At 71.6% G+C, this 21,501-nt stretch carries 17 protein-coding genes; 9 read left to right on the top strand and 8 right to left on the bottom strand.

What is annotated here, in order from left to right; genetic code table 11:
• Window positions 1-154 precede the first annotated feature (154 nt).
• The 5 genes from ACZ4M8_RS10960 to ACZ4M8_RS10980 form a co-directional block, all read right to left on the bottom strand.
• A complete protein-coding gene (locus ACZ4M8_RS10960; RefSeq protein ID WP_467605549.1) occupies window positions 155-1,348 on the bottom strand; it encodes an NAD(P)-binding domain-containing protein in 1,194 nt (397 codons plus the stop codon).
• 88 nt (window positions 1,349-1,436) lie between these two features.
• Window positions 1,437-2,642 carry an LLM class flavin-dependent oxidoreductase gene (locus tag ACZ4M8_RS10965; protein WP_467605552.1) on the bottom strand — a complete coding sequence of 402 codons (1,206 nt, stop codon included), beginning with the start codon at window positions 2,640-2,642 and terminating at the stop codon, window positions 1,437-1,439.
• A gap of 1 nt (window position 2,643) precedes the next feature.
• Window positions 2,644-3,696 (bottom strand): ABC transporter substrate-binding protein, encoded by a 1,053-nt coding sequence (locus tag ACZ4M8_RS10970; protein ID WP_467605554.1) that lies wholly within the window; start codon window positions 3,694-3,696, stop codon window positions 2,644-2,646.
• Window positions 3,697-3,722: 26 nt separating this feature from the next.
• Window positions 3,723-4,544, bottom strand: coding sequence for an ABC transporter ATP-binding protein (locus ACZ4M8_RS10975; protein ID WP_467605556.1), 822 nt, complete (start codon window positions 4,542-4,544; stop codon window positions 3,723-3,725).
• Window positions 4,517-5,431: an ABC transporter permease gene (locus ACZ4M8_RS10980; RefSeq protein WP_467605558.1), complete on the bottom strand. Its 915-nt coding sequence runs from the start codon at window positions 5,429-5,431 to the stop codon at window positions 4,517-4,519. Before ACZ4M8_RS10980 ends, ACZ4M8_RS10975 begins: the two co-directional genes overlap by 28 nt.
• 856 nt (window positions 5,432-6,287) lie before the next feature.
• On the opposite strand from ACZ4M8_RS10980, the gene ACZ4M8_RS10985 reads away from it, so the two are divergent.
• The 4 genes from ACZ4M8_RS10985 (at window position 6,288) to ACZ4M8_RS11000 (ending at window position 11,059) form a co-directional block, all read left to right on the top strand.
• Window positions 6,288-7,688 carry a DEAD/DEAH box helicase gene (locus ACZ4M8_RS10985; RefSeq protein WP_467605560.1) on the top strand — a complete coding sequence of 467 codons (1,401 nt, stop codon included), beginning with the start codon at window positions 6,288-6,290 and terminating at the stop codon, window positions 7,686-7,688.
• Window positions 7,689-8,404: 716 nt separating this feature from the next.
• Window positions 8,405-9,019, top strand: coding sequence for a GNAT family N-acetyltransferase (locus ACZ4M8_RS10990; RefSeq protein ID WP_467605562.1), 615 nt, complete (start codon window positions 8,405-8,407; stop codon window positions 9,017-9,019).
• On the top strand, window positions 9,016-10,074 hold the full coding sequence (locus ACZ4M8_RS10995) for a pyridoxal-phosphate dependent enzyme (RefSeq protein WP_467605565.1): 1,059 nt from the start codon (window positions 9,016-9,018) through the stop codon (window positions 10,072-10,074). Before ACZ4M8_RS10990 ends, ACZ4M8_RS10995 begins: the two co-directional genes overlap by 4 nt.
• A 118-nt stretch (window positions 10,075-10,192) precedes the next feature.
• Complete coding sequence (locus ACZ4M8_RS11000; RefSeq protein ID WP_467605567.1) at window positions 10,193-11,059, top strand: TauD/TfdA dioxygenase family protein; 867 nt, start codon at window positions 10,193-10,195, stop codon at window positions 11,057-11,059.
• A gap of 180 nt (window positions 11,060-11,239) precedes the next feature.
• On the opposite strand, the gene ACZ4M8_RS11005 is transcribed toward ACZ4M8_RS11000, so the two are convergent.
• Together ACZ4M8_RS11005 and ACZ4M8_RS11010 are read right to left on the bottom strand one after the other, a co-directional pair.
• On the bottom strand, window positions 11,240-12,427 hold the full coding sequence (locus ACZ4M8_RS11005) for a cytochrome P450 family protein (RefSeq protein WP_467605570.1): 1,188 nt from the start codon (window positions 12,425-12,427) through the stop codon (window positions 11,240-11,242).
• Between the two features lie 125 nt (window positions 12,428-12,552).
• A complete protein-coding gene (locus ACZ4M8_RS11010; RefSeq protein ID WP_467605572.1) occupies window positions 12,553-14,394 on the bottom strand; it encodes an FAD-dependent oxidoreductase in 1,842 nt (613 codons plus the stop codon).
• A 505-nt stretch (window positions 14,395-14,899) separates the two neighbouring features.
• Between ACZ4M8_RS11010 and ACZ4M8_RS11015 the strand changes: the two genes are divergently transcribed.
• The 5 genes from ACZ4M8_RS11015 to ACZ4M8_RS11035 all read left to right on the top strand — a co-directional run bounded on the left by ACZ4M8_RS11015 (window position 14,900) and on the right by ACZ4M8_RS11035 (window position 20,294).
• A complete protein-coding gene (locus ACZ4M8_RS11015) occupies window positions 14,900-16,840 on the top strand; it encodes a glycoside hydrolase family 5 protein (RefSeq protein ID WP_467605573.1) in 1,941 nt (646 codons plus the stop codon).
• 689 nt (window positions 16,841-17,529) lie between these two features.
• Window positions 17,530-17,733: a cold-shock protein gene (locus ACZ4M8_RS11020; RefSeq protein WP_360711000.1), complete on the top strand. Its 204-nt coding sequence runs from the start codon at window positions 17,530-17,532 to the stop codon at window positions 17,731-17,733.
• A 345-nt stretch (window positions 17,734-18,078) separates the two neighbouring features.
• On the top strand, window positions 18,079-19,566 hold the full coding sequence (locus ACZ4M8_RS11025; RefSeq protein WP_467605576.1) for a DEAD/DEAH box helicase: 1,488 nt from the start codon (window positions 18,079-18,081) through the stop codon (window positions 19,564-19,566).
• Window positions 19,567-19,716: 150 nt separating this feature from the next.
• Window positions 19,717-19,920 carry a hypothetical protein gene (locus ACZ4M8_RS11030; RefSeq protein WP_467605579.1) on the top strand — a complete coding sequence of 68 codons (204 nt, stop codon included), beginning with the start codon at window positions 19,717-19,719 and terminating at the stop codon, window positions 19,918-19,920.
• Window positions 19,921-19,967: 47 nt separating this feature from the next.
• Entirely contained in the window at window positions 19,968-20,294 is a 327-nt protein-coding gene (locus tag ACZ4M8_RS11035) for an SCO5918 family protein (RefSeq protein WP_467605581.1), read from the top strand.
• A 267-nt stretch (window positions 20,295-20,561) separates the two neighbouring features.
• Here the strand turns inward: ACZ4M8_RS11035 and ACZ4M8_RS11040 are convergent, their stop codons facing one another.
• Window positions 20,562-20,897: a MerR family transcriptional regulator gene (locus ACZ4M8_RS11040; protein ID WP_467605584.1), complete on the bottom strand. Its 336-nt coding sequence runs from the start codon at window positions 20,895-20,897 to the stop codon at window positions 20,562-20,564.
• Window positions 20,898-21,501: the final 604 nt, after the last annotated feature.

The following is a 21,501-nucleotide window of genomic DNA, read 5'->3' on the forward strand; positions in this document are numbered from 1 at the left end:
CATCTGAGTGTTTCTCCTTGTACGTATGTGGGACCAACTCTCCGGCCCAGCAAGGGATGTCGACCGGAGGCGCTGTGACGGTCTGCAGCCCCTCACTCGCGCCCCGTAATCATCACCCGGCGCGAGATGTCCGGGTAACCACTTTCGGGGTCGATCACGCCTTCTGGCGAACACTCGCTCCCGCGTTCGTGTGTTCCCTTTCCGCAGGGTCATCCGCGTGCGCGCTGCCACCGTGACCGTTCGTCCCGCGCCCGTCGGCCGGCTGCGGCGGACCGCCCAGCAGCCGTGTCAGCTCGCGGACGGCCGCCCGCCCCGCGCGATTCGCCCCGATCGTGCTCGCAGACGGCCCGTACCCCACCAGATGCACCCGCGGATCGCGTACCGCCCGCGTCCCCGCCAGGCGGATGCCGCCGCCCGGCTCCCGCAGCCGCAGCGGTGCGAGATGGCCGATCGCGGCGCGGAACCCCGTCGCGTACAGCAGTGTGTCGGCGGCGACGGTGCGGCCGTCGGCCCAGACCACACCGTCCTCGGTGATCCGCTCGAACATCGGCAGCCGGCGCAGCACGCCGTCCTCGCGGGCCCGGCGCACCGCCTCCGTCATGGGCAGCCCCGTCACGCTCACCACACTGCGCGGCGGCAGCCCCTCGCGGACCCGGTCGGCCACCGCGGCGACCGCCGCCCGGCCCTCCGCCTCGCCGAACGGGCCGTCCCGGAAGACCGGTGGCCGCCGCGTCACCCAGACCGTGGCCGCCGCGACCGGCGCGATCTCCAGCAGCTGCTGCACCGCCGACGTTCCGCCGCCGATCACCACCACCCGCCGGCCCCGGAACTCCTCCGGCCCCGGGTACCGCGAGCTGTGCAACTGCCGTCCGAGGAAGCGTTCCTGGCCGGGCAGGCGCGGCAGGAACGGCCGGTCCCAGGTGCCCGTCGCGTTGATCAGCCCGCGCGCCGCGTACGTCCCCTCCGACGTCTCCACCAGCAGCCGCCCGCCGGGCCCCGGCCGCACCGCGGGCACCTCCACCGGACGGTGCGGACGCAGTCCGAAGCGCTCCTCGTAACGGGCGAAGTAGCCGCCTATCACCTCCGCCGACGGGCGCGCCGGATCGGCGCCGGTCAGCTCCATGCCCGGCAGCGCGTGCATCCCGTGCACCTTCGCGTACGTCAGCGTGGGCCAGCGGAACTGCCAGGCGCCGCCGGGGTGCGGCGCGTGGTCGAGCAGCACCGTGTCGCGGTCGGGCGCGTAACCCGCCCGCCGTAGGTGGAAAGCGGCGGACAGTCCCGCCTGGCCTGCGCCGATGACGGCCACCTCGATTTCGCGCACCGCGCCCGGCCCACCGCTGTCGTCCATGCCCGCACCAACGGCCGGGGGCGGCCGGATCTTCCCGTTCCGTCACCGGTGTGACGGAACGGATCCGGCCGCCCCGGGGAGCGATGGCTCAGCGTCCGCCCGCGACCAGCAGGGGCGCCCCGCCGGGCGCGGACGCCGGACGGCCGTTGGCCGCCGGGACGCCCTCCAGTGGCGAGGGGATCCCGGCGAGCAGCCCGCGCGCGGCCAGCTCGGGGCGGACGCCCTCGCCGAACCAGTACGCCTCCTCCAGGTGCGGGTAGCCGGACAGGACGAAGTGCTCGATGCCCAGCGCGTGGTACTCCTCGATCCGGTCGGCGACCTCCGCATGGCTGCCGACCAGCGCGGTTCCGGCGCCGCCGCGGACCAGACCGACACCGGCCCACAGGTTCGGCGCGATCTCCAGCTTGTCCCGGGAGCCGCCGTGCAGCGCCAGCATCCGCTGCTGGCCCACCGATTCGCTCTTGCCCAGGGCCTGCTGGGCGGCGGCCACGGTGTCCGGATCCAGATCCCCCAGCAGCCGGTCGGCGGTCGCCCACGCCTCCTTGGACGAATCGCGGGAGATGGTGTGCAGCCGGATCCCGAAACGGACCGTACGGCCCTCCTTCTCGGCCAGCCCCCGGATCCACTCGATCTTCTGCCGCACCTGCTCCGGCGGCTCGCCCCAGGTCAGATACACATCGACGTTCCGTGCGGCGACCGGACCCGCCGCCGCCGACGAACCGCCGAAGAAGATCTGCGGCAGCGGGTCCGGCGGCAGCGCCGTCAGCCCGCCCTCCACCTGGTAGTGCTCCCCGCGGAAGTCGAACGGCTGCCCGCTCCACACACCCCGTACGACCTGGAGGAACTCATCGGTGCGGGCGTAGCGCCGGTCGTGGTCGAGGTGGTCGCCGAAGCGCTTCTGTTCGGTGGAGTCACCGCCGGTCACCACGTTCAGCAGCAGCCGCCCGCGCGAGAGCCGCTGGTACGTCGCGGCCATCTGCGCGGCCAGCACCGGCGAGATCACCCCGGGCCGGAACGCCACCAGGAACTTCAGCCGGTCGGTGACCTGCGTCAGCGCCGTCGTCGTCAGCCAGGCGTCCTCGCACCAGGTGCCGGTCGGCGTGAGCACCGCCTCGAACCCCAGCTGCTCGGCCGCCTTGGCGATCTGCGCCAGGTATGCGACATCGGGCGCGCGCACCCCGCTGACCGGTGTGATCCGGTCACGCTTGATACCGCCGTCGGTGTAGGCGTGCCGGTCGACCAGGGTGCGCCCGTCGCCGCCGGTCGGCAGGAACCAGTGCAGATGTACGGACATGTCAGTGGGCCTTTCCGTAGGAACGCGGCGCCGTACCCGAAGGCGGCAGATCGCGGTTGAAACGGGGGTCGACGAACTCCCCGAAGTCGAAGGAGCGGGGGATCAGCCCCGCGCGGGCGAAGGCGTCGACGATCCGCTGCTCGGAGGCGACGGCCGCTTTGTCCAGGGCGACCTGCACGGCCGTGCCCCGGGTGCGCCTGACCGCGTCCAGCGCCACCTTCCGCGGCATCCCGGTCTCCCGCGCCCACACCTTCGCCCAGGCGTCCGGGTGCGCGTACACCCAGTCCTGCGCCCGGCGCAGCCGCTCGACGTAGTCCTTCAGCGCCGCCGCCTTCTTCGCGTCGCCGAGCGCGGCGGGCGCGGCCACCTGGAAGCTCAGCCCGTTGACCACGCCCTGCCCGGTGGCGAGCACCCGCGCACCGGCCTGATCCAGCGCCTGCGAGGTGTACGGGTCCCAGATCGCCCAGGCGTCGACCTTGCCGCGGGTGAACGCGGCCAGCGCGTCGGCCGGCTGGAGGTAGTTCAGCGTGACGTCCTTCGGCGTGAGGCCCGCCTTCCGCAGCTGCGCGAGGAGTTGGTAGTGGGCCGAACTGCCCTGTGCCACCGCGATCGACGCGCCCTTGAGCTGCGTGGTCCGGGTCAGCGGTGAGTCCTTGCGCACCAGCAGCGCGTCGCCCTCGGCGCGGCTGTGCGCCCCGGCCACGACCTTGATCTTCGACTTGGCCGCCGCGGCGAACACCGGGGGAGTGTTGCCCACCCCGCCGATGTCCACGGCACCGGCGTTCACCGCCTCCAGCAGTGGCGGCCCGGACGTGAACGTCGACCACTTGATCTTGTACGTGAGGTCGTCCAGCTCCCCGGCGGCCCGCAGGATCGCCTCCGAACCACCCTTCTGATCACCGACGTTGAGGGTCAGGGACCCCTTGCCGTCGACATCGCCGCCCGTCCCGCCGGCCGCGCCGTCCGCCCGCGATGCACCGCCGCAGGCGGCCAGCAACGCCGCGAGCGGCACCAGCAGGGCGGGCGCGGTCAGCCGCCGCACACGTGCTCTCATCCGTCCGTTCCGTTCTCTCGCCACCGTCATCGCTCCGCTCCGCCCGCCGCGACGGGCTCCTTCCCGGCGGCCACGGGCGCCGTGTCCTCGCCACCCGCCGGCTCCGCCACACCGAGGCGGTCCAGCAACCGGGCACGCAACTCCGCGAAGGCGGGATCGGCGGGCGTACGCGGCCTCGGCAGCGCCACCGGTGTCTCGTACGCGATCCGGCCGCCGTCCATCACCAGCGCGCGGTCCGCGAGCAGCAACGCCTCGTCCACGTCATGGGTGACCAGCAACACCGCGCAGCCCCGCTGCCGCCACACGTCCGCGACCAGCCGCTGCGCCGTGATCCGGGTCAGCGCGTCCAGCGCGCCGAACGGCTCGTCGAGCAGCAGCAGATCCGGCTCCCGCACCAGCGCCCGCGCCAGCGAGGCGCGCTGCGCCTCACCTCCGGAGAGCGTCCGCGGCCAGGCGTCGGACCGGTGGCCGAGTCCGACCTCCGCCAACGCCCGCTCCGCCACGGCGCGTTCAGGCCGCCCCGGCAGCCCCAGCAGTACATTGCGCCACACCTTCTTCCAGGGCATCAGCCGCGGTGCCTGGAACGCCACCGCCTTACGGCGCGGTACCCACACCTCGCCGCCGATCTCCCGGTCGAGCCCCGCCAGCACCCGCAGCAGCGTGGACTTCCCGCACCCGCTCCGGCCCAGCAGAGCCACGAACTCGCCCGGCTCCAGCGTCAGTTGAAGATCGTCGATGACCCGCCGTCCGCCGAACTCCCGCACCAGCCCCCGGGCGCGTACGGCCGCCGCCGGATGCCCGTCCTCACCTTTCGAGGTGCTCACTTTCCGGTGAATGTCGGTCGCCATTGCAGCAACAGCCTTTCCAGGGTACGGACGAGGAAATCGGCGAGCAGACCGAGAATCGCGTACACCACCAGGCACACCACGATCACATCGGTACGGAAGAACTCCCGGGCCTGATTCATCAGAAATCCGAGACCGTCATCGGCGTTCACCTGCTCACCGAAGACCAGCGCCAGCCACGCGGTCGCCAGGGAATACCGCAGCCCGGTCATCGCGCCGGGCAACGCCCCCGGCAGCACCACATGCCGTACGAGCCCCCACCGCCCGAGCCCCAACGACGTCCCCGCCTCCACCAATTGTGCGTCCACGCCGCGGATTCCGGCGTACACGTTCAGATACAGATGGAAGGCCACGCCCAACGCGATCAGTGCGATCTTCGGCGCCTCGCCGATGCCCAGCCAGATGATGAAGAGCGGAATGACTCCGACCCACGGAATGGAGCGCAGCATCTGCACCGTGGCGTCGATCAGATCCTCCCCGAACCGCGAGAGCCCGGAAAGCAGCGCCAGTACGATCCCGGCGACCCCGCCGATCAACAGTCCGACCGCGACCCGCTGCAAGGACACCGCCATCGCCGACGGCAGCGTCCCGTCCGCCACGAGCCCCGCGGCGGTCCGCGCGATGGTGCCGGGCGAGGCGAGCACATCCTCCTGGAGCGCCCCCGTGGCACTGAGCATCTGCCACACGACCAGCAGCGTTACCGGTCCCACCGCCCGCCGCAGCCACCGCGGCACCCGGAGCCGCCGCGCCGACACCGCCACGACCGGCTCCAACGCCACCTGCCGGGCGGGGGGTTCCGCCACGGGCGCCGCCTCCCGCCGGCTCCCCGGGGCACCGGTTCCACGGGGCGGGGCCGGTCCGGCGGCGGACCGATCGAGGTCGAGACTCATCGAAAACTCCAGGGGAGGGGGGACGGGCGCCGATCCTGTGGAAAGGCCCGCCGGAGAGAAAAGGGGGAGCCGCTCTTCGCCGATACCGGTGACCGCGGGAGAGCGGTCCGAACGCGGCGATGAATTTCTGCACATCGCTCCGGCACGGCATTCCGGGCGCGAACTCGTGCGGACTCGCGTGCACTCCGAGCCGCAGCACGAGAAAACCCACGGCAACAGAACGAGAAAATCCACGGCACCGCGGACCGGCGCGAGGCGAAAGGAGCGGAAAAGGGAGGGAGGAGAAGGAGAAGAAGGCCAAGAAAGGGGGGTGCGGTGGACGCTTGTGACGCTTTTCGGTGGTCAGTTCACGTACAGCGCCGACGGGCCGTCAGCAGCCGTAAAGGGGAGTGAATCCACCATCGTCGCAACACCGCAACGCACAGCCCCGCGCGCCGCCGCGACGACACGCGGCGGAGGTCACTCGCAGCAGGTCGATGTGACCACGCGTCGTGAGCAAGGCTGGCGTCAACATGTCGCCGAACGTATCCGCGCCTTCCGGAACGGGTCAATCGTCGTCTCGGCAGATGGATATTTATTGCGGACACATTGCGGGATTTCCAGGTGTCGCCGGGCGCTTTCGGGGGAAGTCCGGCCCCCGGCCGGGGCGCGCGGCGGCCCCGCGCCGCGCGAGGCGGCGCGGCGCGGGTCCGGCGTGATCACCAGCCCGGGGCGAATTGTCGCTCTGTGTTAATCTCAAACGTTTGGACGGCCGTGACGTGCGGCGATCCGCGCGCATGCGGTTCCGCCCCGCTCACCGGCCGCCCGTCACTCCTGCCGGGCCTTCCTCGGTATGTCCCTCTGCGGAAGGCTCTTCATGAACCACCCGGACCACCTCGGCACCTCCACCGCCGACGGCCCCGCCCCGACGGCGCCCCCGGTGACCTTCGCCGACCTGGAACTTCCCGCCGAGGTGCTGCGCATCCTCACCGAACGCGGTGTGCACCGGCCGTTCCCGATCCAGGCGGCCACCTTGCCCAGCGCCCTCGCGGGACGCGACGTCCTGGGACGCGGACGCACGGGATCGGGTAAGACACTCGCCTTCGGCCTGCCGCTGCTCATCCGGACCGCGGGGCGGCGCGCGGAGCCCAAGCAGCCCCTCGCGCTGATCCTGGTGCCCACCCGGGAACTGGCCCAGCAGGTGACCGAGGCGCTCGCCCCGTACGCCGACGCGCTCCGCCTGCGGATGGCCACGGTCGTCGGTGGTCTGTCGGTCGGCCGGCAGGTCGCCGCGCTGCGCGACGGCGCCGAGGTCGTCGTCGCCACGCCCGGCCGCCTGCACGACCTCATCGAGCGCCGGGCCTGCCGCCTGGGCCGGGTACGGATCACCGTCCTCGACGAGGCCGACCAGATGTGTGACATGGGCTTCCTGCCGCAGGTCACCGAGGTGCTCGACCAGGTGCACCCCGAGGGCCAGCGGATGCTGTTCTCGGCCACCTTGGACGGCGACGTCGACCAGTTGGTCCGCGGTCACCTACACGATCCGGTCGTCCACTCCGTCGATCCGTCGGCGGGCGCCGTCACCACGCTCGACCACCATGTGCTGGTCGTGCACGGTCCCGACCGGTATGCCGTCACCACGGAGATCGCCGCCCGCGACGGCCGCGTCCTGCTGTTCCTCGACACCAAGCACGCCGTCGACCAGCTCACCCGGCATCTGCGGGCCAGCGGGGTGCACGCCGCCGCCCTGCACAGCGGAAAGTCCCAGCCGCAGCGCACCCGGACCCTCGCGCAGTTCAGGAACGGCCAGGTCAGCGTCCTGGTGGCGACCGATGTCGCGGCCCGCGGTCTGCACGTCGACGCCCTCGACCTCGTGGTGAACGTCGATCCGCCCACCGATCCCAAGGACTACGTCCACCGTGCGGGCCGCACCGCCAGGGCCGGGGAGTCCGGCCGTGTCGTCACGCTGGTGCTGCCGGGGCAGCGCCGGGAGACGGTCCGGCTGATGACCGGGGCCGGTATCGAGCCGACGGTGACCAAGGTGCGCTCGGGCGAGGCGGAGCTGAGCCGGATCACCGGCGCCAAGGCCCCCTCCGGCACCCCGCTCGACGGCGCGCCCGCCGCTCCCCGCCCCAAGAACACCAACGTGCCCTTCCGGGGCCTGGGTACCGGAAAGGGCAGCACCCGCGGCGCCGGCGGCAAGTCGTCCCGTAAGGCGAACGAGGCCCGTAAGCTCGCCGAGGCCCACAAGGCGGCCCGGGTGCGGCGCGGCCACTGAGGGGCGTTGCCCGGGGACGCGCAAGGCTGACGCTCCGTCCCCGTAAGGCCTGCGGCGCCGCCGCTCCGGCCGCGTTTGCCGCCGTGAGGCGTACGCGGGGCGGGTGATCGGGCGCCGGCGCCGGTGGTATTCGCGCGCGGTCACGGCGCACCCGCGCTCTTTCGCGTAGCCGCCCGGCCGGTTGCCGCTCCCCGGCCCGACACCGCCCGGACACCCGCAGGTCGACGCGCACCCGCAGAATCTCACTCGACGTACAAGGTGAGGCCAAAGCTTTTGGCGAAAGCGGGAACCTGGCGCCCCTGCCGCACGTGTTCCCTCAGGGGGATTCACCGGCCGTGAGGGGCGGGGTTCCGGGGCGTTCGCCGGTGTGCCGCCGGGGCTTTCGGGGGTGCGTGGGATCACAGCCCGAAGGCGGCGATTCGGACGGCGTGCGGTGACTGTGGCCGGATACGTCCTGTCGTGGCCGGCCTTCGTGCGTCACGCTCGGTCTTGCCTACCGGCTATCACAGCCTTTGTGGCGCTAAAAGCGATATACGGAATCTGTCTAGTTTTTTAGAAAGGCGGACCACGCAGTGCTGGTCAAGTTAGAGAGGCAGGACCGCGCGCGCGTCGCGCCGTTATTCGGGCCTTCATACCCGAATCTGGCCTTTGTGCATGCTGTCCTGCAAGGGAAGATACCGGGCCGTGTCTGGGCGGATCCCGGTCACGGCACCCCCGTGGCGTGCTTGATCGCCACCGCCTCGCCCTTCTGCTTCGCGGCCGGAACGATGTCCCCGGCCTTCTTCCGTACGGCATACGACCTGCTCAAGGGGGATGGCGAGGTCCAACTCGTCCATCCGCCCGAGCCCGGCGCCGACGCGTCGGCGGTGGATGCCGGGTTCACCCCGGCCCGGCGTCTGCAATGGGGCCAGCCGCCCTCGCCGGACTGGATCGCGCCCGCCGTGGAATTCCCGGACGGGTACGGGCTCGCCGGAATCGACGGTGCGACCTTCGCCCGGCTCGACTCCCCGATGGCCCGCAGCATCTTCGGCTCCGCGGCCGACTACGCCGAGCACGGCATCGGCTTCGCCCTCCACCGCGACGGACGGATCGCGGCGGACGCCCACGGCGTCATCGGCGGGGACCTGATCGAACTGGGCTTCCGCACCCACCCCGACCACCGTGGCCGGGGACTGGCCACGGCGCTGGCGGCGCACGTCAGCCGCTGGGGCACGGAGCGGGGCCTGCGGTCCGTCATGACCTTCTCCGAGCACAAGCAGGCGAGCAAGGCGATAGCCCGCCGCCTCGGCCTGGTCGAGGAATTCAGCTATCCGACGGTGGAGCTGCCGTGACCAACGCGCCGGCTCCCGACGTCACCTTTTCCCCCGAGGCCGTCCGGGACATCCACGAACTCATCGGCCCGCACATCCGGCACACCCCCCTGCTGCGCTCCAAGGCGCCCGGCTCGGCCGAGGCGTACCTCAAGTGCGAGAACCTCCAGGTCACCGACTCCTTCAAGGTCAGAGGGGCGCTGAGCGCGCTCCACGGCTACCGCAGGTTCCGGCCCGAGGTGTGGCGCCACATCCAGGATCACGGAGTGGTGACCTGCAGTTCGGGAAATTTCGCGCAGGGACTCGCCCACGCCACCGCGGAACTGGACCTCGAATACACCGTCGTGGTGCCGGAGTCCATCGCGGCCGCCAAGCGCAGCCAGATCTACCACTACAACCCCAAGTCGCAGATCGTCGAGGTCCCGTACCCGACCTGGCGGCAGACGATGGTCAGCTCGTACTACCCCGGGCACCCCGGCTTCTTCCTCTCCTCCGAGAGCAACGCCTACGCCTCGCTCGGCATCGCCACCCTCGCGCGGGAGATCCTCCAGGACCAGCCGTCCATCGACGCGCTCCTGGTCCCGTACGGTGGCGGCAACCTCGTCTACAGCCTCGCCTCCTTCCTGCGGGAGGCCGGCAGTTCCGTGCCGGTCCACGCCGTGGAGGTCAGCACAGGCGCCCCCCTGACCGCGTCCCTGCGGGCGGGCCGCCCCACGGATGTGCCGTACGAGCACAGCTTCGTCGACGGCATCGGCGCCAGCTTCGTCCTCCCCTTCCAGTTCCACCGGGTCAAGGACATGCTGGCCGGGGCCTTCACCGTGACGCCGCAGGAGATCGGGGACGCGCTGTCGTCCCTGGCGTTCACCGACAAGATCGTCTGCGAGGGGGCGGGCGCGGCCGCGTACGCCGCCCTGCGCAAGTACGCCCCGGCACACGGCTGGCGCCGGCCCTGCGCCGTCGTCAGCGGCGGCGTGATCGACCCCGCCGTGCTGCTGCGCACCTTCGCCGCCGCCATGGAACCGGGGAGCGCGTCCGCGACGCCCCGGGAGGCGGCCGCCGCCCTCCCCGCGGGATAGCGCCCGGGGCACCGGACGACTCCCGCGCCCCCCGGCCCGCCGATCGGCCGGGCCCCCTTCCGTCCAGAACCAGAAGCAACTCTTCGCAACTCTTCAGAAAGGCAAGGTACGAGGAGATATGAGCCGCTCCCTTCCGACCGTGGTGCCGGTCAGCCCGGCCATCGGCGCGCGGGTCCTCGACGTCGATCTGTCGCAGGACCTCACCGACGAGGCGTGGCAGGTCATCCACGACGCCTTCCACCGGTACAACGTGCTGGTTCTCCCGGGTCAGGACCTGACCGTTGAGCAGCAGAAACGCTTCGCCGGCCGGTTCGGTGACCTGCTTGAACACAGCCACCTGCTGAACATGACGCTGCCCGGCCACCCCGAGTGCATGGTGCTCCACAACAACGAGCAGAAGCCGCCGGGGCTCAACGACTGGCACACCGACAACAGCGGCTGGGCGGAGCCCCCGCTCGGCACCGTGCTGTACGCCAAGAAGACCCCCGACGTCGGGGGCGACACCCTGTACTCCAACATGTATCTCGCTTTCGAGACGCTCTCCGCGCCCGTGCAGGAGCTGGTCCTCCAGCTCACCGCGGTGCACGACGTACGCAAGGCGTTCGGCCCGGACTACGCCAACCTCCAGCGCTCGCTCCGGAAGCAGGGCATCGACCCGGACGAGCAGTTCGCCGACCACCCGCCCATGGACCACCCCCTGGTCCGGACCCACCCGGTCACCGGGAAGAAGGCGCTCTACCTCTCCCACCCGTACGTGACGCGGATCAACGGGGTGACCGACGCCGAGAGCCGGGCGATCCTGGAGCTGCTGTACCGGCACATCGAGACCAACGAGATCATCTACCGGCACCGCTGGGCCACCGGCGACCTCCTGGTCTGGGACAACCGCTGCACCCAGCACCTCGCGGTGGCCGACTACTTCCCGCACGAGCGGCTGATGCACCGCATGAACATCGCCGGGGAGAAGCCCTTCCTCACCGTCTGACCCACCGGCGGCGCCCCGGCGCCCCCCGTTCCGCCGAGACCACCGGGACTTCCGGCACCCAGGACCCGGCCGGACTCCGCGGCCACGGGGCGGCGCCGGGGCGCGCCGCCGGTCCGGACGGCGCGGCGGCCAGAACCGTACGGGGCCCGGCCGCGGCGTGCCTGCGCCGCGCCGCGGCCCTCAGACGGGGGACACCAGGACCGGTAGCGCCGTGAGCCCCCGCACCAGGCGGGTCCTGCGCCAGGTGAGCCGCTCGTCCGGCACCGCGAGCCGGATGCCGGGGAACCGGGTGAGCAGCTGCCGCAGCGCGATGTCCGCCTCCGCCGCGGCGAGGGGCGCCCCCACGCACCGGTGGACGCCGTGTCCGAAGCCCAGATGACCGGCGGCGCTCCGGCCGAGATCCAGCTCGTCCGGCGCGGGCCAGCGCTCCGGATCGCGGTTGGCGGCACCGAGAGCGATCAGCACCGGCTCGCCCGCGGGGATGCGGACGCCGCCGAGCGTGACGGCTTCGGTGGTGAACCGGAACGTCGCGGTGGCGACGGGCGAGTCGTACCGCAGCAGCTCATCGAGGGACGCGGCGATCCTGCCGGGGTTCTGGCGCAGGTTCCGCAGTGCCGACGGGTTGCGGAGCAGGGCCAGCACGGCGTTGCCGAGGAAGTTTCCCGTCGTCTCGTGGCCGGCGACCAGGAGGAGCACGCCCAGGGACACCAACTCCTCCTCGGAGAGCCGGTCATCCCCGTCGCGGGCCGCGATGAGGCGGTCGAGCAGCGCGTTCCCCGGCCGGGCGCGGCGGTCGGCGATCAGCCTCGTCATGTAATCGGCCAGGGAGTGCGAGGCGGCGTCGATGACGTCGGGCGCCCCGGCGGCGAACAGCTCACCGGACCACCTGCGGACCACCGCGCGGTCCGGCTCGGGAACCCCGAGCAACTCGCAGATCACGATGACGGGGAGCGGCACCGCCAGCTCCGCGACGAGGTCGACCGGACCCTCGGCGGGCCACCGGTCCATGAGCGCGTCGGCGGTCCGGGCGATGAACGGCCGCAGCTCCTCCACCGCGCGCGTGGTGAACGAGCCGGTCACCAGCTTGCGCAGCCGGGTGTGGGCCGGCGGATCGGTGGCCGGCATGCTCCGCGCGACGGCCGGGTGGAGGCGGCGCGGCGACTCCTTGCCCGCGAAGAACGCCGCGGTGTCCTTCGACAGCCGCGGGTCGGCGAGCGCCTCCCGCGCCTCCTCGAACCCCGTCACCAGATAACCGCCGCGCCCGCCCGGCCCGGCCGGCATCCGCCGTACCGGGCACTTCGCGCGCGGGGCGGCGGGAGCCGGACACCGGTCGTGCGGCGGGGCCGGGTCCGTCATCGGATCACTCATGCCGCCAGCTTCCCCCAGGCCCGGCCCGAGCACCGTCGCGGACACACACGGGGGTGCGCCGGACGCCGCGTGGAGCGACGGCCGCTCCGCCCGGCTCCTGCCCCGGCGCACCCGGCTCGGACTTCCTAACCGAGATCGAAGGTGTTGGGCAGCCCCAGGCGGTAGCGCGCCTCGTCGACGCGCTTGAGGGGCTCCAGCTCCGGCGGCCGGTACAGCTCCTGGACGCGGCACCGCTCGGCGGGCGAACCGTCCGCGTCCAGCAGGGCGTTGACGGCGCGCCGGGCGGATTCGTTGGCGCCTTCCATGGTCGCCAGGTCGACGTCGGTGCGGACGTAGTCGCCCGCGAGGAAGAAGTTCGGGATCGCGGTTCTCGCCGACGGGCGGTGGCGGAGGGTGCCGGTGGGATGGATCAGGAGCTGTTCGCGGTTGCGCGGGTGGGGGCCGCCGAGGTCCGTCACGGCCGGGTCCATGAACCAGCCGAGGCGGTCCTCGTCCCTGAGCGTCGTCCTGCCGGAGTCGTTCAGCCCGTCCTTCAGCTGGGCCCACAGTTCGGCGACGATCTCGTCCTTGGTGCACTCGCGGGCCGTCTTGCCGTACAGGATGCCGGGCTTGTCCCACTCGGAGATGATCGTGGACAGGCAGTCGCGGGCCCGGCCGTCCCCGTAGTCGCGGGCGAAGTCCCGGCCGTCCCAGAACTGTGCCTGGCCGATCGCGGTGACCGCCCAGGGGGAGTCGAGGCAGTTGATGTGGCCGTGGACGACGGGGGTGGGGGTGCGGAGGTAGAACATCACACCGGTCATCCAGTCCGTCTTCAGCGCGTCGCACCGTCCGAGCTGTGGATCGGCGGCGCGCAGGGCCGGGCCCCAGGTGGCGCGGGCGTGCTCGACGGGGAGCGCGGAGACGTAGTGGTCGGCGGTGACGGTGCGCGGCCGGCCGCCCTCGCGCGGCGCCACCCGTACGCCGGTGATCCGGCCGTCGTCGTACCGCACCTCCCGGACCTCGGTGCCGAGGGCGAACTCGACGCCCAGGGAGCGCAAGTGCCTCTCCCAGGGGTCGATCCACGCCTCGCTGGTCGGGGCGTTCAGCACCCGGTCGATGTCCGCGTCGCCGTCCATGCCGCGGCCGAGCATGCCCCACAGGAGGAGCGCTTCGATGATGACGCGGCCGACGGTGCGGGTGGAGGCGATCTCGGCGCGGGTGGCGACGAGGTTACGGGTCTGGCCGATGCCGAGGAGCACCTGGTACTCGCGGCTCATCTCACCGGCCCGGATGAAGTTCCACCAGGTGACGTCCTCCCACTGGCCCTCGCGGCGGGCGTCGCAGCTGGTCAGGTGGACCAGGAGGCGGCCCGCGAAGTAGGCGGCCTCGTGGGCGGGCAGGTGGGTGGTGAGGTCCAGCACCGAGAGGATCTGATCGCGCAGCCAGGACGGGGTGAGGTCGCCGAGGCGCGGCGGCGTGGTGATCCGGCGCAGCGGGAAGTGCAGGTCCGGGCGGCCCGCGCCGCGGGCGAACAGTGCCTCCGTACCGCTGCGGAGGTTGTCGTGGACGCCGTTGGGGTTGCCGGGGACGGGGATGCGGCGCAGGGTGTCCGGCAGGTTCCGGTAGAAGCCGGGGAAGAAGCGGAAGCCGTGTTCGCCGGGGAGCGGCGCGCGGCCGCCGGCCGCGGTCCCGGGGACGTCCATCGAGCGGGCCTTGCCACCGAGGACGTCGTAGTACTCGTAGACCGTGACGGCGTAGCCGCGTTCGGCGAGTTCGTGGGCGGCGCTGAGGCCGGAGACCCCGCCGCCGAGGACGGCGACGCGCTTGCCGGCGGGGGCGGCGGCCGCTCGGCCGGCGGCTCCCGTGGCGCTGACCGCCGCCCCGCCGACGACGGTGGCGACGGCTCCTCCGGTCGCCGCCAGGAAGCGTCTGCGGCTGTGTCCGTCGCGTGCCTCGGGCTGCTGCGCGTGCGCGTGTTCCGTTGTCATGGGTCCCGGAGCGTAGAGAGGGGCTCCGGGGCCCGGAAGCCTTACCCGTCGTCACGCACAGTATTCTCACAAATACGGGGAGGGAGCGGCGTGGAGGCGTCCGCGCAAGGGTGCGGCTCCGGCCACCGGGCCTGTCCGGGAACCGGCCGGTGAGGGAGGCGGCCGGTGTTCGAGACCAGGTACGGCCTGTCGGTGCCGGGCAGGTCGTCGTGGGCGACGGCGAAGTCGCGCAGCACGGTCAGGATGCCCGCGCCACCCCGGCCGCAGCGGGCCCGTGGCCGTGCGCCCGCACCGGAACGAGCCGCCGGTCAGGTGGTGCGGCCGGCCGGACCGCCGTGTACGGTGATGCGCCAACTGCCGCTCCAGGAAAGGGTGGTGGCTCCCACCTGGCCCTTCTCCCCGCCGCCTCCCGTCGGCCACGGCCGGCCGAGGCCCCGTACAGCGGCCGGTGAAGCGGCCGGGCTCCCACCGCCCTGCTCCTCACCCCCCACCACCGGAGGGCTCCATGAGAACCGTCAGGTCCGCCACGCGCGGCATACCGGCGCTGCTCGCCGCCGTACTGCTGGCCGTGACCGCGGCCGTCCCCGGAGCCGCCGCGGCTCCGGACCCCGCTTCCGCCACGTCCCCCGCCACCTCGACGGGCAAGGGCCTCGCGGCCTCGTGGACCGGCCCGCTCAGCACCCGCGGCCGGTACATCGTCGACGCCGACGGAAACCGCTTCAAGCTCAAGTCCGGCAACTGGGCCGGTGCCCAGGGCACGTACACCGGCAGCGGCGACGCCGACGACGTGGCCAACCACCAGGCACACCAGAAGTCGAACAACATCCCGCTCGGCCTGGACCGCACCCCGATCGCCCGGATCCTCGCCGACTTCCACCGCCTCGGCATCAACAGCGTCCGGCTGCCGTTCGCCAACGCGATGATGCACGACAAGAACGCCGTACCGGACGCCGCCGTCACCGCCAACCCGCAGCTCAAGGGGAAGACACCGCTGGAGGTGTTCGACGCCGTCGTCGAGGCGCTGACCGCCGACGGTTTCGCGGTGATCCTCAACAACCACACCACCAGTTACCGCTTCTGCTGCGGTCTGGACGGCAACGAACGCTGGAACAGCGGCCAGTCCACCCAGCAGTGGATCGACGACTGGGTGTTCATGACCGAGCGCTACCGCGACGACAAGCGCGTGGTCGGCGCCGATCTGCGCAACGAGGTCCGCCGCGACACCTGGGACGACGCCAACTGGGGCATGGGCGACGACCACGACGAGTACACCGCCTTCGAGCAGGCCGGGAACAAGATCCTCCAGGCCGACCCCGACATGCTGATCATCATGGAGGGCATCAACTGGCAGGGCATCCCCGCCGCCGGCTTCCCCCACCAGCGCCCGGACCTCAAACCGGTCCGCACCCTCTCCCACGCCCTGATCGACTCGGGCAAACTCGTCTACGCGGTCCACTTCTACGGCTACACCGGACCCGCCAACTCCGGTGCGGGCAGCGGCCCCGGCTCCACCGACGACCCGCGCTACCAGGACTTCACCCCCGAGAAACTCGCCGAGGTCGTCCGCGACGAGGGCCTGTTCGTCACCGAGGAGGGCAAGCACTTCACCGCCCCGGTCTGGGTCAGCGAGTTCGGCGCCGGCGGACGCGGCTCCACGGACACCAAGGAACAGACCTGGTTCAAGAACTTCACCGACATCCTGGTGAAGAACGACACCGACTTCGCCCAATGGCCGCTCGTCGGCTGGAGCGACGACAAAGGCACTCCCAACGACACCTGGGCGCTCCTGTCGTACGACGCCTCCGGGAAGCGGCTCGGCGTCCAGGACGGCGGCGACTGGCGGGCCACCGACTGGAACAAACTGGTCAACGCCCCCGCCAGGACCGGCCGCATCGCCCCGGTGAACCACTGGAGCACCGTCTACACCGACCACGGCGACTGGAACCTCTCCCGCACCATGCTCGCGAAGCCGGACTGGAGCCCGGGGCACTCCAAGGGCAACTGCCCCGACACCGACCGCCTGATCGGCCTCAGCCACCACAACGGCCGCGGTCTGTGCACCGACGCCGCCGCACCGGCCAAGGCGGCGGGCGACTGGGAACGCGTCACCGACGACCACTACGTGAAGCAGGACTGGGCCGGCGGCTACGACAAGCTCCAGTGCCCCGACAGCAGCTTCGCGGTCGGCTACGCCAAGAAGGGCCCCGCCATGGCCGCTCTGCTCTGCGCCCCCTCCGCCACCCCGCTGCCCACCGAGGGCCGCACCGTCTGGTTCGACAGGTCCGACAACCGCCCCGCCACCGGCGGCGCCCACGGCAGCGACTGGGCCGAGAACGACTACAAGGGCCAGTGCGCCGACCACGAGTACGTCGCCGGCGTCGCCATGACGTGGAAGTCCGTCCAGCAGGGGCGCCCGGCGGCGTTGCTGTGCCGGGGGCTGGGCTGAGTTCCCCGTACCGGCTGGTCAGGGCGGTCGGTCCGCTCCGACCAGCCGGTCCCCGCTGCCGGAGGGGCGGCTCGGACGGCCCCGGTCCCGCGTGCGCCGTGAACGTCACCACGGGCACGCTCGTCGGCTCGTTCGCGACCGTTGCGGGGAGGCCGGACGAGGTCGCCGAGGTGCCCGGCGTCACCGGATCATGCCCAGCGCCGTTGCCGCCGCTGGTGACGGCCGGTCGGCGCGGAGACAGCTCGGAGGGGGCGGACCGGTGCCGTACGCCTTCGTGTTCCGTTCGCGGCCGGGCGATCGGCGCCGACCGGGTGTTGCCGTGGCTCAGCGGTCTGCGGCGGGTGCCGTCGCGACGACGCCGAGCACGGCACCGCCCCTCTTCCCGGATTTGCTGTGCTCCGGCCGCCCCAAAAACTGTTCCGGTGGAGCCAGAATTTCAGCCGGGCCTGCGAACAGATTTATTTTCGCCGTGACCACAGGGGAAATGTTGACCCTGCTCGAGCGGCTTCGGCGTGCTACTGTCGTTCTCAGTTGCAGTTGTGGTTCCCAGTATTTCAGGTGCTTCGGCCGGCGTTCGCGCCGCTGAAACCTTCCTGGTAATTCCGGTCTTTTCCGGTGGGGGTAATCATCGCGGCGACACGGCTTTCGCACCGTGCGGACGTCGATGCACTGCCCCGAAGGAGAATGATATGAGTTCAGGTACCGTGAAGTGGTTCAACGCGGAAAAGGGTTTCGGCTTCATCGAGCAGGACGGTGGCGGCGCCGACGTGTTCGCCCACTACTCGAACATCGCCGCCCAGGGCTTCCGTGAGCTGGTCGAAGGCCAGAAGGTGAACTTCGACATCGCGCAGGGCCAGAAGGGCCCGACGGCCGAGAACATCGTTCCCGCCTGACGCGACCGACACACTTGCAGAGGGGGCCCGCATCCTTCGGGGTGCGGGCCCCCTCTGCATGTATGGCGCGGCGTCGGACCCATCCGGAGCAACGCGAGCCGTATTCGATGCATTCGCCCCACCCGAAGTGCCCCGAAGGGGCGCAGGAGCGCACCCTGGCCGCCCTGCGGCGAAGCGCCCGGTGACGTATCGCCCTCGTGTGACCTCCTTTCCCGCGGGCACCTGCGCAGACTGCACGCGATCAATTCCTTTTTCGCGTTCCATCCGGCCGATTCATGCGATTCTCCGTGCTGTTCATCGTTGCGGAAAATTCCTTGATGCGCGCCGTGTCAAGGAAGGTTCCGTATGAACCGCACAGGCAATAGCTTTTCCCGCACCCGTGACAGCAATGCCGGCTCGGGGAAGAGCGGCCACCACGGCTCGCCGAAAGTGGCCCGTTCCGGAAGGCCGGCCCGTTCCGGCGCCCGCAGCGCGCGTCCCGTCCGGGCGCAGGCCGAGTTCGCGCTCCCCAGGACGGTCACCCCCGCGCTTCCCGCCGCGGAGACGTTCGAGGAACTCGACATGCCCGGGGCGCTCGTGGCAGCGCTCGGCTCGCACGGCGTGACCGCGCCGTTCCCGATCCAGGCCGCGACGCTTCCGAACTCCCTCGCCGGCCGCGACGTCCTGGGCCGGGGACGCACCGGCTCGGGCAAGACGCTCGCCTTCGGCCTGGCCCTGCTGGCCCGTACCGCCGGGCGGCGCGCCGAGGCCGGGCGACCGCTCGCGCTGGTCCTTGTCCCGACCCGTGAGTTGGCGCAGCAGGTCACCGACGCGCTCACTCCCTGTGCCCGCGCCGTGCAGCTGCGGCTGGCCACAGTCGTGGGCGGCATGCCGGCCCGCAGGCAGACGGCCGCTCTGCGCAACGGTGCCGAGGTCCTCGTCGCCACGCCCGGACGCCTCAAGGACCTGATCGACCGAGGCCACTGCCGGCTGGACCAGGTGGCCGTCACGGTTCTCGACGAGGCCGACCAGATGACCGACATGGGCTTCATGCCGCAGGTCACCGCCCTGCTCGACCAGGTGCGCCCCGAAGGGCAGCGCATGCTGTTCTCCGCCACCTTGGACCGTAACGTCGACCTGCTCGTGCGCCGTTACCTCAGCGATCCCGTGGTGCACTCCGTCGACCCCTCGGCCGGCGCGGTCACGACCATGGAGCACCATGTGCTCCAGGTCCACGGCGCCGACAAGCACGCCGCCACCACCGAGATCGCCGCACGTGACGGCCGGGTGATCCTCTTCCTCGACACCAAACACGCCGTCGATCACCTGACCGAGCATCTCCTGAACAGCGGGGTCCGGGCCGCGGCCCTGCACGGCGGGAAGTCGCAGCCGCAGCGCACCCGCACGCTGGCCCAGTTCAAAACGGGCCACGTCAGTGTGCTCGTGGCGACCAATGTCGCCGCCCGCGGAATCCACGTCGACGACCTCGACCTCGTCGTCAACGTCGATCCGCCGACCGACCACAAGGACTACCTCCACCGCGGTGGCCGCACGGCCCGAGCCGGCCGGTCCGGCAGCGTCGTCACTCTGGTCACCCCCGCCCAGCGCCGGAGCATGACCCGCTTGCTGGCAGCGGCCGGCATCGTCCCGCAGACCACCCGGGTCCGTGCCGGCGAAGCGGCCCTGCACCGCATCACCGGCGCCCAGGCCCCCTCCGGCATTCCCGTCGTCATCGCCGCACCGGCACCCGAACGCCGCCACAAGCGCACCGCGGCCTCACGCGGCCGGCGCCGCCCCGCTGCGATGGCCGGGCGGGCGCCCGCAGGGCCGTCCGCACCCGGAGTGGCGGCCTAGTCCTTCGTGATCAGGAAACTGACCCCACACTCACTCTGCAGGAGGCACCTCGTGACACCGGTCCGGACGCACCCCCGCCCCGCCGCCCCCCACGCAGTGCAGGAACCGGCCGGTGCCACAGCCCCGGCCGCACCCCAGGTCTGGGACACCATGACCGTCGAGGTGGCACTCTCCCTCATGGCCGCCGCCCGCGCGGGCCACCTGGTCATCTACGACGAGGACGGCCGACGCACCGGAGGTGTCACCCTGGCCGGCCTCACCGATGTCCGTGACAGTCCCCACTACACGGACCGGATCCGCCTGCGTGACGTCGCCGGCGACTCGGTCCCGGGCGCGCTCACCGCCGCCCGCTGAACGCCCCACCCCGCACGGTCCCGTCCACTCCTTCCCTGTGAGGCATCATGCGCTGTGTCATCGCCCGCTTCCCGTTCGACCTGACCAAAGACGGCGTGCTGGAAGCGATGAAGGGTGTCAAGCCCGAGCCGGTCACCGACGACCTCGTCATCATCGGACGCCGCCACTACCCCGCCAAACAGGTCGGACAGGTCATCACCCGCCAGGACCGCCGGGACTTCAGCGCCGTCGAGGTCCTGAGGGCCATGACCCGCCTCGGCTTCACCTGCCGCACGCGCTCCACCGCCGGGCCCGTCCCTGTGACCGACCCCTACCGGAGGGCTTCCGCCATACTCGGCACGCAACCCGTCCCCCTCGACGGCGGTCAGGCGTAAGCCCGAGCCGGAGCCGGACAGAGCCGTGATACGTGACGGAACCGGGCGGGCCTCACCGCCCGCCTCGTCCCGGTGGGCGGTGAAGCCGCCGCCTGCTGTCCGGGCCCGGAACAGCAGTGGTTGACGGCGGCCGGAGTTACCGGAGCGGCGGCGACCATCCGCTACCGGAAGCGGGACCCCGCGGCGCGCCGCAGCCCGGGGACATCGCCGGGGGAGTCCGCGCCCGCGCCTTCCGGTGCTCCGCCTCGTCCGGCAGCCGGGCGAGGCTCAGGCCGAGGGTTCGGACCGGCTCTGACCGCGGAGTTCTTCGTTGATGCGCCGGGCTTCCTCAAGCTGATCCTCAAGGATGATGATGCGGCACGCGGACTCGATGGGCGTCCCGGCGTCGACCAGTTCGCGAGCCCGGCCGGCGATACGCAGCTGGTAGCGGGAGTAGCGGCGGTGGCCGCCTTCGGACCGCAGCGGGGTGATCAAGCGATGCTCACCCAACGCGCGCAGGAAGGCCGGCGTGGCGCCGAGCATCTCGGCGGCCCGGCCCATGGTGTAGGCGGGATAGTCGTCATCGTCGAACTTGTCGGCAGGGCGGGTACTGCGAGGGGGCATAGACCTCTTCTTCCGGGGACGCATCGAGGGGCCCGAGCGCACATGGCGCTCGGGCCCCGAGCTTTCAACACCATCTGCCGGCTGACTGCACCGGCCTTCTTCTTCCGCAGGTCCACCCGCGAGGGCGGGGCTGCGGGGATCGCGGTTGCGTGACCGGGGACCACCTTCCAATCCGGGGTCTGCGGTACCCGGGCGGACATGGTCCAGGCCCCGGGCGATCCTGATGGCGCTTCTGCTCCTTACTCTTCGATCACTACTCTTCGATCACTCTGCACTGGCTGGTGACACGGTACTGCTGTGCGGCCCCTCGGGTCGCCCGGCCCGGCAGCCAGCGGAAGAACCCACCACTTCCGGCTCCACCACTCCGCCGCCGGGCCGCACCTGCGTCGGCCTGCCTGCGCGGCAGTTCGTCTCTGCCGCGCCCTTTTCGACTTCCGGGCTACGGAGAAGACGGTAGCCCGTGCCGATGCCCATGTCTACATCAGCCGCTACAGATTTTCTTCAGTGTCGACCCGTCCCATTCTTCCTCTGCCGCACCCGGAAGGGTTTCCTGGCTGGTCGAATTTCTGGGCTGCGGGCGGGAGAGCCTGACGCGGCGGCGCGA

The sequence above is a fragment of the Streptomyces sp. NPDC027185 genome, from assembly GCF_055567035.1.

Excerpts from the sequence above, each read along its gene's own strand:
- ACZ4M8_RS11010 (WP_467605572.1), bottom strand. The coding sequence starts at position 14,394 with ATGACAACGGAACACGCGCACGCGCAGCAGCCCGAGGCACGCGACGGA.
- ACZ4M8_RS11015 (WP_467605573.1), top strand. The coding sequence starts at position 14,900 with ATGAGAACCGTCAGGTCCGCCACGCGCGGCATACCGGCGCTGCTCGCC.
- ACZ4M8_RS11000 (WP_467605567.1), top strand. The coding sequence starts at position 10,193 with ATGAGCCGCTCCCTTCCGACCGTGGTGCCGGTCAGCCCGGCCATCGGC.
- ACZ4M8_RS10985 (WP_467605560.1), top strand. The coding sequence starts at position 6,288 with ATGAACCACCCGGACCACCTCGGCACCTCCACCGCCGACGGCCCCGCC.
- ACZ4M8_RS11025 (WP_467605576.1), top strand. The coding sequence starts at position 18,079 with ATGAACCGCACAGGCAATAGCTTTTCCCGCACCCGTGACAGCAATGCC.
- ACZ4M8_RS10960 (WP_467605549.1), bottom strand. The coding sequence starts at position 1,348 with ATGGACGACAGCGGTGGGCCGGGCGCGGTGCGCGAAATCGAGGTGGCC.
- ACZ4M8_RS11030 (WP_467605579.1), top strand. The coding sequence starts at position 19,717 with ATGACCGTCGAGGTGGCACTCTCCCTCATGGCCGCCGCCCGCGCGGGC.
- ACZ4M8_RS10970 (WP_467605554.1), bottom strand. The coding sequence starts at position 3,696 with ATGAGAGCACGTGTGCGGCGGCTGACCGCGCCCGCCCTGCTGGTGCCG.
- ACZ4M8_RS11020 (WP_360711000.1), top strand. The coding sequence starts at position 17,530 with ATGAGTTCAGGTACCGTGAAGTGGTTCAACGCGGAAAAGGGTTTCGGC.
- ACZ4M8_RS10975 (WP_467605556.1), bottom strand. The coding sequence starts at position 4,544 with ATGGCGACCGACATTCACCGGAAAGTGAGCACCTCGAAAGGTGAGGAC.
- ACZ4M8_RS10965 (WP_467605552.1), bottom strand. The coding sequence starts at position 2,642 with ATGTCCGTACATCTGCACTGGTTCCTGCCGACCGGCGGCGACGGGCGC.
- ACZ4M8_RS11035 (WP_467605581.1), top strand. The coding sequence starts at position 19,968 with ATGCGCTGTGTCATCGCCCGCTTCCCGTTCGACCTGACCAAAGACGGC.
- ACZ4M8_RS11005 (WP_467605570.1), bottom strand. The coding sequence starts at position 12,427 with ATGAGTGATCCGATGACGGACCCGGCCCCGCCGCACGACCGGTGTCCG.
- ACZ4M8_RS11040 (WP_467605584.1), bottom strand. The coding sequence starts at position 20,897 with ATGCCCCCTCGCAGTACCCGCCCTGCCGACAAGTTCGACGATGACGAC.
- ACZ4M8_RS10980 (WP_467605558.1), bottom strand. The coding sequence starts at position 5,431 with ATGAGTCTCGACCTCGATCGGTCCGCCGCCGGACCGGCCCCGCCCCGT.